This is a genomic window from Vicingus serpentipes (assembly GCF_007993035.1).
GTDB lineage: Bacteria > Bacteroidota > Bacteroidia > Flavobacteriales_E > Vicingaceae > Vicingus > Vicingus serpentipes.
In genome coordinates this window covers 173,895-187,869 of record NZ_VOOS01000001.1, presented here as the reverse complement: position 1 = coordinate 187,869, position 13,975 = coordinate 173,895, and the positions used below count along the sequence as shown (strand labels likewise).

At 29.7% G+C, this 13,975-nt stretch carries 10 protein-coding genes; 7 read left to right on the top strand and 3 right to left on the bottom strand.

Going from position 1 to position 13,975, the window contains the following annotated elements:
* Position 1 precedes the first annotated feature (1 nt).
* The 7 genes from rfbC to FRY74_RS00770 all read left to right on the top strand — a co-directional run bounded on the left by rfbC (position 2) and on the right by FRY74_RS00770 (position 10,217).
* Positions 2-544 (top strand): dTDP-4-dehydrorhamnose 3,5-epimerase, encoded by a 543-nt coding sequence (rfbC, locus tag FRY74_RS00800; RefSeq protein WP_147097673.1) that lies wholly within the window; start codon positions 2-4, stop codon positions 542-544.
* A gap of 10 nt (positions 545-554) precedes the next feature.
* Complete coding sequence (locus FRY74_RS00795) at positions 555-1,619, top strand: MraY family glycosyltransferase (RefSeq protein ID WP_147097671.1); 1,065 nt, start codon at positions 555-557, stop codon at positions 1,617-1,619.
* Positions 1,620-1,630: 11 nt separating this feature from the next.
* Positions 1,631-4,459, top strand: coding sequence for an excinuclease ABC subunit UvrA (uvrA, locus tag FRY74_RS00790; RefSeq protein WP_147097669.1), 2,829 nt, complete (start codon positions 1,631-1,633; stop codon positions 4,457-4,459).
* Positions 4,456-5,145, top strand: coding sequence for an LOG family protein (locus tag FRY74_RS00785; RefSeq protein WP_147097666.1), 690 nt, complete (start codon positions 4,456-4,458; stop codon positions 5,143-5,145). The genes uvrA and FRY74_RS00785 overlap by 4 nt, the downstream gene beginning before the upstream one ends.
* Before the next feature lie 176 nt (positions 5,146-5,321).
* Positions 5,322-6,626: an EF-hand domain-containing protein gene (locus tag FRY74_RS00780; protein ID WP_147097664.1), complete on the top strand. Its 1,305-nt coding sequence runs from the start codon at positions 5,322-5,324 to the stop codon at positions 6,624-6,626.
* A gap of 15 nt (positions 6,627-6,641) precedes the next feature.
* Positions 6,642-8,090 carry a hypothetical protein gene (locus tag FRY74_RS00775; RefSeq protein WP_147097662.1) on the top strand — a complete coding sequence of 483 codons (1,449 nt, stop codon included), beginning with the start codon at positions 6,642-6,644 and terminating at the stop codon, positions 8,088-8,090.
* Between the two features lie 57 nt (positions 8,091-8,147).
* On the top strand, positions 8,148-10,217 hold the full coding sequence (locus tag FRY74_RS00770; RefSeq protein ID WP_147097661.1) for an SPOR domain-containing protein: 2,070 nt from the start codon (positions 8,148-8,150) through the stop codon (positions 10,215-10,217).
* Here the strand turns inward: FRY74_RS00770 and FRY74_RS00765 are convergent, their stop codons facing one another.
* Genes FRY74_RS00765 through FRY74_RS00755 form a run of 3 tightly spaced genes read right to left on the bottom strand, consistent with a single transcriptional unit; the run spans position 10,218 to position 13,940 of the window.
* Positions 10,218-11,255, bottom strand: coding sequence for an RluA family pseudouridine synthase (locus FRY74_RS00765; RefSeq protein WP_147097659.1), 1,038 nt, complete (start codon positions 11,253-11,255; stop codon positions 10,218-10,220).
* 8 nt (positions 11,256-11,263) lie between these two features.
* Positions 11,264-13,129: a T9SS type A sorting domain-containing protein gene (locus tag FRY74_RS00760; protein ID WP_147097657.1), complete on the bottom strand. Its 1,866-nt coding sequence runs from the start codon at positions 13,127-13,129 to the stop codon at positions 11,264-11,266.
* Complete coding sequence (locus tag FRY74_RS00755) at positions 13,119-13,940, bottom strand: PASTA domain-containing protein (RefSeq protein WP_147097655.1); 822 nt, start codon at positions 13,938-13,940, stop codon at positions 13,119-13,121. The genes FRY74_RS00760 and FRY74_RS00755 overlap by 11 nt, the downstream gene beginning before the upstream one ends.
* Positions 13,941-13,975 lie beyond the last annotated feature (35 nt).

The following is a 13,975-nucleotide window of genomic DNA, read 5'->3' as shown; positions in this document are numbered from 1 at the left end:
AATGGAAATCAAAGAATTAGAATTAAAAGGAGTTTATTTGATTACGCCTAAAGTTTTCGAAGATGAAAGAGGGCATTTTTTTGAATCGTTTAATCAAAATGTTTTCAAAGAAAATAAATTAGACTTGAATTTTGTTCAAGACAATCAATCTTTATCCCAAAAAGGAGTGTTGAGAGGATTGCATTTTCAAAAACCTCCTTTTGCACAAGGAAAGTTAATAAGAGTTATAAAAGGAAGAGTGCTAGATGTTGCTGTAGATATTAGAAAAAACTCACCTACTTATGGTAAAAGTATTGCATTAGAGATTTCAGAATACAATAAATTGATGTTTTATATACCAGAAGGCTTTGCTCATGGATTTTTAACATTAGAAGATAACACAATATTTAGCTACAAATGCACTAATTTTTTTAATAAAGAATCTGAAGGAAGTTTGTTGTGGAATGATGTGGATTTAAATATTGATTGGGGAAATATTACTCCTTTATTGTCTGAAAAAGATAAAGAAGCTCCAGTCTTTTCAACTTTTAAATCTCCATTTTAATCTATATTTCATGCCTTTTCCTATAAAGCATATATTATTTTTTGTTGGAGCAATATTGTTCTCATTTTTAATAAATCATATTCTCTTAAGGTTTGTTAAAACATTAGGAATAAGAAATGAATCAGAAACTCATATCCGTTGGAGTAGCCAGGTGAAACCTGCATTAGGAGGACTTACCTTTTATATAGTATTTCTTTTATCTATTACACTTCATCCTTTTATATTTTCATATTCTGGGAAAGCTATTGATTTTCAGTTTACGGGTATAATTGGAGTTACTTCTTTAGGTTTTTTAATGGGGTTAGCGGATGATGCTTATAATACTAAGCCTATGCTTAAGTTATTTACTCAAATTTTATGTGGAGTACTATTAGTTTATTCAGGTACTTATATTCAAGTTTTTGAGAGTGATATTGTCAATTATTCTTTAACTATTTTATGGGTTGTAGGATTAATGAATTCTATTAATATGCTCGACAATATGGATGGTATAACTACAATTGTATCACTAATTATTGCGTTTACAATATTTATTATAATGTTGAATAATAATGAATTTGATACCATTTCAATGACAGTTGTAATAGGCTTGCTAGGTTCTTTGTTTGGTTTTTTATATTTTAATTGGAACCCATCTAAAATGTATATGGGAGATACAGGTAGCCAATATTTAGGAGTATTATTAGCTGCTTTGAGTATAAATTATTTATGGAATCCAATTACAACTGCTGAATTTTCGATATCCCGACAATTTTTAATTCCAATATTATCTTTCATTATTCCAATAATTGACACCACAACGGTTGTGATTAAAAGGGCCAGAAAAGGAAATTCACCTTTTGTCGGAGGAAAAGATCATACAACGCATCATTTATCATATTTAGGATTTACTGAAAAACAAGTGGCTGTTATTATAACTTTAATTTCTATTGTCTCATCAGTTATAGTAATTTATGTTGTATCAACAATAAAAGTATGGAGTCATTTCTATACTATTGTTTTTGTAGCTTATTTCTTAATTTTATTTTTCACTTTATTTTATATTGCTAATAAAAATATTGATAAATCAGAGTAATTATGTTTTAAATGACAATATCTGAAGAAGAATTTATAGAAGTAGAAGGCGCGAGGGTTCATAATCTAAAAAATATTTCATTAAAAATACCTAGAAACAAATTAGTTGTTATAACTGGTTTAAGTGGTAGTGGTAAATCATCTCTAGCTTTTGATACTATTTACGCAGAAGGACAGAGAAGATATTTAGAAACTTTTTCGGCATATGCTCGTCAGTTTTTAGGGAATATGGAAAGACCTGATGTTGATAAGATAAAAGGATTAAGTCCAGTAATTTCAATTGAGCAGAAAACAATAAGTAAAAATCCTCGATCTACAGTAGGAACAATTACTGAAGTATATGATTTTTTTAGATTATTATACGCAAGAGCAGGGTTGGCTTATTCTTATAATACAGGAGAGTTGATGGTGAAGTACAATACACCTCAAATCATAGAATTAATTTTTGAAAAATATGCTAATAAGAAACTATTAATACTCGCGCCATTAGTAAAAGGAAGGAAAGGCCATTACCGGGAGTTGTTTAGCCAAATAATAAAACAAGGTTTTTTAAAAGCAAGAATAGATGGTGTAATTGTTAGCTTGTCGCCAGGTATGCAATTAGATAGATATAAAACACATGATATAGAAGTTGTTGTTGATCAAGTAAAGGTTAAAAATGACGATGAAAAAAGAATTACAAACTCTGTAGAAACAGCATTAAAAATTGGGAACAATACAGTTATGGTTTTTGATGTTGAATCATTAAGCTATTCATTGTTAAGTAAGAATTTAATGTGTCCAGCTACAGGGATATCATATGATGAACCAGCACCTAATTTATTTTCTTTTAATTCTCCTTATGGTGCTTGTAAAAAGTGTAATGGTTTAGGTGAGATTTCAGAAATAGATATCAATAAAATTATACCAAATAATAATTCGACTATTAAAAAAGGAGGAATAGTTCCTTTGGGAGAATATAAAAATAATTGGACATTTAAACAGATTGAAGCAATTGGAATAAAGTTTGGCTTTGACCTGAATACTCCATTAAAAAATATTTCAGAAGAAGCTATTGATTTTTTATTAAATGGATCTTCAGAATCAATAACAATTTCACAAAATGTTGCAGGTGTAACCTCTGGTTATAATGTTGAATTTGAGGGGATTATAAATTTAGTTGAACGTCAATTTCAAGATAATAAATCTAAAACAGTAGAACGTTGGGCAGCAAGTTTTATGAATAAAATTAATTGTACAACTTGTAATGGTTCAAGATTAAAACAAGACGCTTTATTTTTTAAAATTGATGAAAAAAATATTGCTGATGTTTCATTTATGGATATTTCTTCTCTTTATATCTGGACAAGTACTTTGTTTGATAAGTTAAATAATAATCAAAAAGTTATAGCAAAAGAGGTGTTAAAGGAAATTAATGCTCGTTTAAAATTTTTACTAGATGTTGGCTTAACCTATCTCTCTTTAAATAGAAGTGCTAAAACTCTTTCTGGTGGTGAGGCTCAACGAATAAGGCTTGCAACTCAGATAGGTTCACAATTAACAAATGTACTCTACATTTTAGATGAGCCAAGTATAGGCCTTCATCAGCGTGATAACCAAAAATTAATACAATCGCTTAAAGATTTAAGAGATATTGGTAATTCAATTATGGTTGTTGAACATGATAAAGATATTATGTTGGAATCTGATTACATTATAGATATTGGACCTAAAGCTGGTATTCATGGTGGCGAGATTGTTTCTTTTGGAAAGCCTGCAGATTTTTTAAAAGAAGAGACTGAAACAGCTAAATATTTAAATGGAAAAGTATCAATTAGTATTCCTGATAAGTTGCGAAAAGGAAATGGAAAAACATTAAAGTTGTATGGGGCAACAGGTAACAATTTAAAAAATGTTGATTTAACTATACCTTTAGGTAAATTAGTTTGTGTTACTGGAGTTTCTGGAAGTGGAAAATCTACTCTAATTAATGAAACATTATATCCAATCTTAAATCAATATATCTATAAAGCTGTTAAAAAACCATTACCATATAAAAAAATAGAAGGATTAGAAAATATCGATAAGATTATAGATATAGATCAATCTCCAATTGGCAGAACGCCTCGTTCTAATCCAGCTACTTACACTGGGTTGTTTACAGATATTAGAACTTTGTTTAGTGGCTTGCCAGAAGCAAAAATTAGAGGTTATAAACCAGGTAGATTTTCGTTTAATGTCAAAGGAGGTAGGTGTGAAACATGTCAAGGAGCAGGATTAAAAACTATTGAGATGAACTTTTTACCTGATGTTTACGTTGAATGTTCAGAGTGTGGAGGTAAAAGGTACAATAGAGAAACATTAGAAGTTAGGTTTAAAGGGAAATCAATTAGTGATGTTTTAAATATGACTATTGAGCAATCAGTTGATTTTTTTGAGAATATACCATCAATACTTCTAAAAGTTAAAACTTTAAAAGATGTTGGCTTAGGATATGTTCATCTTGGTCAGCCTTCAACAACTTTATCTGGGGGGGAAGCACAACGTATAAAATTAGCAACAGAATTAGCTAAAAAACAAACAGGGAATACGTTTTATATTCTGGATGAACCTTCAACTGGGCTTCATTTCGAAGATATTCGTATCTTACTAGATGTGATAAATAAATTGGTTGATTCTGGTAACTCAGTTTTAATTATTGAACATAATTTAGACATTATAAAAGTCGCAGATTATATTATTGATATTGGACCTGAAGGAGGTCAGGCAGGAGGAGAAATTGTGGCAGAAGGAACTCCTTTTGAATTATTAAAAAACAAAAAAAGCATTACAGCTGAATATTTAAAAAAAGAAATGTTATGACTGGGAAATTCAAAAATAAAGATTGGAATGAAATAAAAGCGAATGATTCTTGGGCAATTTTTAAAATAATGGCTGAGTTAGTTGAAGGCTTTGAAACAATGTCAAAGATTGGTCCTTGTGTATCTATTTTTGGTTCAGCAAGAACAAAGTTTGATAATCCATATTATATTTTAGGTCAAGAAATTGCATTTAAATTAGCCGAAAAAGGTTATGGTATCATAACTGGTGGTGGGCCAGGCATAATGGAAGCAGGAAATAAAGGAGCATTTGAAGCAGGTGGTAAGTCTGTAGGATTAAATATAGAATTACCTTTTGAACAGTTTAATAATAGATATATTGATAGAGATAAGATAATTAACTTCGATTATTTCTTTGTTAGAAAAGTAATGTTTGTAAAATATGCTCAAGGTTTTGTAGTCCTTCCAGGTGGTTTTGGAACTTTTGATGAATTGTTTGAAGCAATAACTCTAATTCAAACTCAGAAGGTTGCTCAATTTCCGATTGTTTTAGTTGGTACAAAGTTTTGGTCTGGATTGGTTGATTGGATTAAAGAAACTGTTCTCGAACAAGAAAATAATATTAGTCCTAAAGATATTGATCTATTTTCTGTTGTTGATACTGCAGATGAAGCAGTAAAAGTGATAGATGATTTTTATAAAAACTCTTCATTAAGTCCAAATTTCTAGTTTGTTAACAATTTAGAGTTTAAAAGTCTTTTGTGTTAATCTCTTAACGCTTTTAATTTGTTATAGATTTGTTTAGCTATTAATTATTAACAGTTGTTAATATCTTGCATTAAAAATTCGTTAATACAAATTTTTATTATATTTTTATTGCAATATTTAAGTATAAAATATAGCGTATGAATAAGAAAATTACTCTTTTACCACTTATTGCTTCCCTTTTGTTTTCTGTTGTGTCTATTGCACAGAAAACATCGTCATTAGAAAAGCTTCCTTCAATTGGATTGCATGGAGGTGCAATGTCATACTTAGGAGATGTTAAAGGGTCTAAAGGATCTACTGTTTTTACTTATTGGAAACCGGCTTATGGTTTTTATTTAGAAAAAAAGATTGGGTCAATTTTCGGTGTTAGTGTTAATGGAACTTTTGGGAAAGTATCTAAAAGTCAACTCGATGAGCAATTGTTTGCAAACTTTGAAACAAGTATATTTAATGTTGATGCAAATTTATTATTAGATTTTGATAACGGAAAAGTAATAAATGAATCATCTTTGTTTGCACCTTATTTTTCTGTGGGATTTGGTTTTTTATCATTTAATCCAAAAGGTGATTTAGAAAACAGTAACGGTAAATATTATCATTGGAGTGATGGTACTCTTCGTGATATGTCTGAAGTGACGCCTGGTGCTGATACTAATTCTACTGTCGTGTTGAGAGATTATAATTATGAATCAGAGTTGAAAGATAGTACAACGAACTATTCAAAAACTAGCTTTACTCTTCCATTACGATTTGGACTGAAATTTAAATTGTCTCCAAATGTTGACGCAAGGCTTGGTGTTGCTTATATTTTAACATTTACCGATTACGTTGATAATATTAAAAGTGGAGGTAATGATAATTTGTTTTACACATCCTTTGGCTTACAATATAATTTTTCTAAAGCTCAACCCAAAAAAGATGATAGATATAAAGATTTCGACTTTTCTTCTTTAGATAAAATTGATTCTGATGGTGATGGAGTTAAGGATGATGATGATTTATGCCAAAACACACCAAAAGGAGTTAAAGTTAACTCAAAAGGTTGTCCTTTGGATGGAGATAAAGATGGCGTACCAGACTATAAAGATAATGAGTTAAATACACCTGAGGGAGTTGCTGTAAATTCTGACGGAATTACTTTGACTGATGAAATGATTGCTGCTAGAGAGAATATGAGAGATTCTGTAGAGGTAGAAAGAAGAGTGTTTAAGGCTGATGATTTATCTAAAGATGACTTAGATGCGATACAAAGAGAATTCGCTGCTGAGAATGCAATATCAGGAAGTGCAATACCAGAAAAATATAAGCAATTAGATACTGATAATGATAATTTCATTTCTGCTAAAGAAGTAACTAATGCGATTGATATGTTTTTTGAAGGTGAAGTTAATTTGACTGCAAAAGATTTACATGAACTAATAGATTTTTATTTCGAGCAATAGTAATATAATAGAAAAATGATAAAATATTTAATTCTTTTTATCCATTTAATTGGATTCTCTTTCTATCAATTAATATTTGGCGATGTTTCAGTTTCGCAAAATGTTCCATCTAGTTTTAAAGCAGGAGAAGAAGTAGTAGTTGAGGTTGTTATTAAAAAAGAAGGAGTTGGAGGGTTTGCAAAAGTTCAACAAACTTTACCAGAAGGTTTTATTGCAGAAATAATAGAAGCAAAAGGTGCAACTTTTTCATTTAAAGATAATATTGTTAAATTTATATGGATGGCTTTACCTTCTGAAAATGAATTTAAAGTTTCTTATAAGTTAAAAACAATAGAAAGTATTGAAGGAGATTTTTCTATTGCAGGTAAATTCTCTTTTATTGATGAAAATGAAAGAAAAAATATAGAAATACCATCTTCATCGATTACAATTTCTAAAGTAGATTTAGTTGCAGAAGAAAAAAATGTAGAAGAAGAACCAATTGCTGAAGTTATAGAAGAGACAATTTCAGAGGTCGTTGAAGAATCAAATGCTGAGTTAAATAAAGAACCAGTTGAAAAAGTAGTTGACGAAGTTGTAACTGAAGATGTAGCTGAAACAGCTGCTATTGAAGAAACTGTTGCTGAAAATAATTCAGTTGAAATCAATTGTTTTAGAAATATAGATAAAGATGATAATAATAACACTTATAATGTAACTGTTAAAATATCTCAATCAAAATTAGAAGGCTTTGCTAAAATTGTTGAAACAATTCCTGCTGGATTTACTGCTGAAGTAATTGATTCAAAAGGTGGTGTTTTTTCATTTAAGAATAATGAAGCTAAAATTTTATGGATGGCAGCTCCTTCAGAAAAGGAATTTGATATTTCTTATAAATTAATAGCAGAAGATGTATTATCTAATGAATATACAATTAATGGTTCATTTTCATATTTAGATAAAGATGTTACTCAAAAATATATTATAAACTCAACAGATTTTTCATTTACTAAATTAGTAGAGGAACCAATAGCTGATGTTATAGAAGAAAATCCTACTGCGAAAGCATTAGAGGAGTCTGCTGAAGTTAAAGAAGAATCACAATTAGTTGAACAAGTGGAAGAAGTTACTAATGTAAAAGAAACTCCTAAAGTAGAAGAAAACCCAACTGTAAATAAAATTACTTCAACTCCTAATCCTGAGACTGGAGTTAGCTATAAAATTCAAGTAGGAGCTGGACACCAAAAGGTATCTTCTAATTATTTCGCAAATAAATTCAGCTTGACCGATAAAGTTGCTACAGAATCTCACCAAGGATGGATTAAATATCTAGTTGGTAGTTATACAGATTATAAATCAGCTAGAGATAAAAGAAATCTTGTAAGATCTAATGTGAAAACAGCTTTTGTTACAGCATATAACCAAGGAACAAGAATTACAGTTCAAGAAGCCTTGATGATTTCTAATCAAAAATGGTATAAATAAAAAATTAACTGCATCTTTTATTATTTATTTACGTACTAAGTTTGAGTATTTATATTTATGATTAATAAATTACTGGTATTATTACTATTATCTTTTTTCTCTTTATCATCTTTTGGATATGAAGTAAGGGAAGATAGCATTCCAGAAAAAAAAGAATTACCTAAGCAACAATTTTATGGGCCAACAATAGGATTAGGTGTTGGCATGTTTAAATTTTATGGTGATATTTTAGATGCCCAAAGAGGAAACGCTTTAATAAGTAATATTGGATACGATCTTCATGTTAAACAGCAAATAAATCCTTTTCTTACAACAAAATTCTATGTCCTTTTTGGCTCTTTAAGTGCTAATGAAAGATCTATAGATCGAAATTTAAATTTCAAGTCTCAAATTACAGTTGGTGGATTTGCATTGATGTATAATTTTCATCATATCCTACCTGAAAAAAGAGTTATTAACCCATTTATTTCATTAGGAATAGAGTCAGTTGAATTTCTTTCTAAAACTGATTTGTATGATTCTTATGGTAATAAGTATAATTATTGGTCAGATGGATCAATTAGAAACCTTCCAGAATCTGATGTTAATGCTAGTGATGCGGTAATTATTCATCGAGATTATGTTTATGAAACTGACTTAAGGGAAATGAATTCTGATGGAAAGGGTAAATATCAAGAAAGAACATTTTCGATTCCTGTTGGTATTGGTGCTCAAATGCATTTAACAAAAAACATTGATTTTTCAATAGGAGCAACAATGCACTATACTTTTTCAGATTTAGTTGATAATGTTACATCTAATAGTGGAGGTGAGCGAATTGGTTCTCAACCAGGAAATAAAGGGAATGATAAGTTTTTAATGAGTTCTTTTTCTATAAGTTATAATTTCTTAAAGCATAAAAAAGAAGATGTGATTAACACTTTTGATGAAGATATTGATTATCTAACTTATGACAATGAGGATGAAGACGGTGATGGAGTTATTGATTTTATTGATGAATGCCCTTGGACTCCTGAAGGAGTTGAAGTTGATGATAAAGGATGTCCTTTAGATAGAGATACTGATTTTGTTCCTAATTATAAAGATGATGAATTAGAATCTAGAGAAGGAATGCCAGTTTCTCCTAACGGAGTTGAAATGACAGATGAAATGATTGATGAAATTTATCAAAGATATTTAGATTCTACTGGTGTTTTTGCTGACATTGAAAATAAATTGATTGCAGCAGAAAAGGCGCCAAAGAATAAAGTTTATAGAGTTCAGGTAGGTTCATTTACTGAAGCTATTGATGCAGATTTAGTTGATAAATTCTTAAGTATTCCTGATGTTGAAATAAAAACCTTTGGAGATAGCTTGACTGTAATCGCTGTAGGTAATTATGATAACTTGCCAGAAGCATTAAAAAGAAAAATGGAATTAACTAAACAAGGATTTGATGCTGCTATAGTGGTAACAGAAGAAAAAGATGGTAAGCTGATTTCAGTTGGAGATGAGGCTAATAATATGGCAGTAGAAAATCAATCTCTTAATTCAGATAATCCAAATGAACTTTTATTTAGAATTCAATTGGGAGCTTTTTCTAAGAAACAGCCAATTAATAGTTTTAATAAGTTGACTAATATCATGGAGATTAAAGCTGATGATGGTTTGTATAAATACTTATATTCAGGATCTTATAAAACTATTGAAGAAGCCGCATCTCAAAAATTAGATTTAGCAATTGATTATGGTGTTAATGATGCATTTATAGTAGCATACAAAGGAGGAAAAAGAATTCCATTAACAGAAGCTGGTGTAAAAACTACTCATAAAGAAAATATTATAAATAAGGCTTCTGCTAAATATGATAAAGCTGCAATAAGTTTTAAAATACAAGTTGGTATATATAAAAATCAATTACCAACAGAGGTGCTTTCTAAGTTTATTGAAATAGGTGATGTAGATCAAAAAATGGGTGAAAATGATTTAACTCGTTATACTGTAGGTAATTTCAAAACATTAGATGAAGCTGAAAATTTCAAGAAAGAAATTATTGAAAAAGGAATAGGTGGAGCTTTTGTTATTGCACTTCATGAAGAAAAGTTAATACCTGTAAATAAAGCAATAGAAATATTAGAAGGAGAGTAATTATTCTTCTCTATTTGCAACGTAAGTCTCCCATTTACTTAACACCATTTTCATATCGTCAGGTAATTCAGAGTCAAATTGCATCCATTCTCCACTTGTTGGGTGTGTAAATCCTAATGATTTAGCATGTAAGGCTTGTCTAGGCAATATTTCAAAACAATTATTGATAAACTGTTTGTATTTAGCAAATGAGGTTCCTTTTAATATGCTATCACCACCATACTCATAATCATTAAATAGCGTATGCCCGATATGTTTCATGTGAACTCGTATTTGGTGCGTTCTTCCTGTTTCTAATTTACATTCAATTAAAGTTACATAACCGAATCTTTTTAGAACTTTGTAATGAGTTACTGCATGTTTTCCAAAATCTCCATCTGGAAACACATTCATTACTTTTCTGTTTTTTAAACTTCTACCAACATTTCCAATTACAGTTCCTTCATCATCTTCAAAATCTCCCCAAACAATTGCATTATATCTCCTTTCTGTAGTTCGTTCAAAAAATTGATTTGATAAGTGGTTCATTGCATGTTCTGTCTTAGCAATTACCATTATACCAGTTGTATTTTTATCTAAGCGATGAACTAACCCAGGCCTATTGTTTAAAGTATTATCAGGTAAATTATCAAAATGATAAATTAAAGCATTTACAAGTGTTCCTGTATAGTTTCCATAACCAGGATGAACCACCATGTCGGCTTGTTTATTAAGTACTAAAACGTCTTTATCTTCATATACAATGTTGATAGGAATATTTTCAGGTATTAGTTCTAAAACTCTAGGTGGATAAGGTAAAACAATAGAAATTTCATCAAAAGGTTTTACTTTATAATTAGACTTAACAACTTTAGTATTTACTAAAATGGTGCCAGAGGATGCTGCAGTTTGGATTTTACTTCTTGATGTATTAGGTATCCTATCCATTAAAAACTTGTCAATTCTAACAAATTCTTGTCCTTTATCAGCTATAAAGTTATAGTGTTCAAAGAGTTCTTGCTCTTCTTCTAAATGATCGTCTTCTATATGCTCTTGCACTTATATTTTTATTTTGAAATGATTATCTTCTTGGTAATAGAAGATTTGTTATTACTAAACTTAAATAGATATATACCATTCTTTAAGAAAGATACATCTATAATTTTATTAGTAGATTCAGTATAACTCTCAATTAACTTACCATACATATCTGTTATGTCTATAGTATAAGGAGTGTTTGCTTTGAAATATAAATTACTAGAAGTAGGATTAGGGTAGATGTTTATATCATTTAAGTAGTTATTATGTTCTTTAATACTAATTACTGGATCTGGATAAGCTCCAAATACAGGTCGTACCATTAAAGAACCATTTACAGTTGCATTTTGCCATATACCAACAGCATTAAAAAATACTTTATTGCTATTGTTTGTATTTAAATCCCAACCTAAATTTAAAAAATCTTCAGATATTTTCTCATAGCCAACATAATAAGTTCCAGCAGGAAGGTATAGAGGAGCATCTAAAAGATATTCTAAAAATTCATTAGTATTAGAATAAATAGGTGAGTAGTAAGCATTTTGTTGGTAAATAACTGTTTCTGGAGATAGATTACTCCAAATGGTCAGTTTAAAGGTTTTAGCACTCATATTGTTGGTTATAGGGCTAAAATACATTTTCAAAGAAGTTAATGTGTCGCTTTTTTTAATGCTAAATTGATGAGCTAATTTTGATCCTATTCCTTGAACTCCATAACCAACTTCGGCGCTTCCATCATCATAGGCATAATCATTTCCAAATACTTGATAACTTACAACTGTATCATTTTCTTGATGGTCGTCGGGTAGACCACCTAAATTAAAGTAATTTTTAACTTGAAATACTTTTGATGTAGCTGCTGCATCAAATGGGAAGCTAAAATCATTTGTTCCTAGATCATATACTGCTTGCGGTTCAATTAAAGTAGAATAAGGAAAAACATTTTTATTGGAACCAGGAGGAGGATAATCCTCAATTAATGAACCACTTCCATTATCAGATATTACATTATATCTATAAAAAACACCAAATGGTGAACTGGTATTATTTCTATATGCTACATCTATAGCTGAAGCCATAAATCCAATTGTATCAATAATATAATGTTGCCAAGGCATTCGAGTGTATTCATTTAAAAAGTTGTAGAAATTTCCAGTTAAAGCAACATCATTTATAGTTGTATCTAAATAATTTCTATTGTCATTTAAATACACATAGTCAACATTCCAATGATCAACATTTCCAGAAAGTGTAGCATAATTTTTAAATCTAAATTGAAAATTTGCTTTATGAAACGAAGTGTCAACTGCAATCATTACTTGCTTAAATGGTTGAAGAGCAGAACCACCGGCAGCCCATTTTCTTACCCATGTGCTATCTGATAAACGAAAAAATTCAACTTTTAAACTATCAGATGTTTCAGGTTTATTTCCTATACCCTGCGGTTGGTAGAAAAAACTTAAATAGACACTGTCTGTAGGAGTTGTTAAATCAATTGGTTTTGAAGTGAGATAATCTGCAACACCTTGAGCAGTAGAATTAATAAAGTTATATGGGTATCCTGTTGAGTCTAAACCATCAAAAGTAGCAACTCCATATGAAATTGGATTAACAGCATAGTTTGAATTAATATAAACAGCATTGTCCATCCATTTAGAAGCGTCAGGATAATATTCTTGTTGAGAGAAGTCATCAAAAAAAGGCAATGAACTTGCTTTTTTGTATGATGATGAATTATTTTTTTTTCTTAATAAAGAAACTTCATTATTAGCTTCCTTAAACCTTTCGTTTATAATTTTTTTATTTACACCTAATTCTAATAGGGTGTCTTTTTGTGAAAAAACAAAAAATGGTGTAAGTATGAATATAATTATGTATAAAATATTATTCTTCATTCAGTAAATTTACGTTTAAAGAGTCAACTACAGAAATTTTGATTTTTGACGTATCACAAGTAAACCATAAATCAATAGGGCTACCCATATTTACTGTAATATTTTCACTTCTTTGTGGAGATTGTTTGTAAACTTTTGCTGAAATTGAATCTTCTTTTGTAGAACAATCAGTGTAAATTTCAGCACCAATGTTTAAAAAAGAAGCTTGTATTTTTTGAGATGCATCTTCTTTTGAAAGTCCAATCAAATATGGAGCAAATACTTTTTCTGAGCTTGTTCCACTCCCTAAAACTAAATCAACAACAGCCCCCTTTTCAATTTCTTGACCAGATTTAATCACTACATTTTTAATTTTTACTTCAAGTACACAATTAACACACTCTGAAGGGAAATAACTTAGCTTACCTACTTTTAGGCCATAGCTCTCTATTTTTGCCGCAGCAACTCTCAAACTCATGTCTACAATATCTGGCATACTCATTTTAGGAGGAATAATTTTAGACATTGTGATGTAGATGGTTCTATTTTCTTTAACCAAATCATCGGTAGCTGGTTGTTGCTCAAGCACAATACCTCGTTCATTATTCTCTACATATATAGAATCTAGAATTTGATATCTTAATTTTTTTTCAGTTAAAATTTCTTCAACTTCAGTAATGGTGAGTCCTTCTAATGAAGGTACACTAATTGTTTGACTATTTAAAGTATAACTGTCTAAGTATTTGAAAATACCCCAAATAGCAATTGTAATTACTGTTAATATAATTAATAGGTTAATTAAAAAAGTTTTACTGAATATAAATTTTAACATTAGTATAGTTTGCAGAATATTAACGAGAAGCAAAT

Excerpts from the sequence above, each read along its gene's own strand:
- rfbC (WP_147097673.1), top strand. The coding sequence starts at position 2 with ATGGAAATCAAAGAATTAGAATTAAAAGGAGTTTATTTGATTACGCCT.
- FRY74_RS00795 (WP_147097671.1), top strand. The coding sequence starts at position 555 with ATGCCTTTTCCTATAAAGCATATATTATTTTTTGTTGGAGCAATATTG.
- uvrA (WP_147097669.1), top strand. The coding sequence starts at position 1,631 with ATGACAATATCTGAAGAAGAATTTATAGAAGTAGAAGGCGCGAGGGTT.
- FRY74_RS00785 (WP_147097666.1), top strand. The coding sequence starts at position 4,456 with ATGACTGGGAAATTCAAAAATAAAGATTGGAATGAAATAAAAGCGAAT.
- FRY74_RS00780 (WP_147097664.1), top strand. The coding sequence starts at position 5,322 with ATGAATAAGAAAATTACTCTTTTACCACTTATTGCTTCCCTTTTGTTT.
- FRY74_RS00775 (WP_147097662.1), top strand. The coding sequence starts at position 6,642 with ATGATAAAATATTTAATTCTTTTTATCCATTTAATTGGATTCTCTTTC.
- FRY74_RS00770 (WP_147097661.1), top strand. The coding sequence starts at position 8,148 with ATGATTAATAAATTACTGGTATTATTACTATTATCTTTTTTCTCTTTA.
- FRY74_RS00760 (WP_147097657.1), bottom strand. The coding sequence starts at position 13,129 with ATGAAGAATAATATTTTATACATAATTATATTCATACTTACACCATTT.
- FRY74_RS00755 (WP_147097655.1), bottom strand. The coding sequence starts at position 13,940 with ATGTTAAAATTTATATTCAGTAAAACTTTTTTAATTAACCTATTAATT.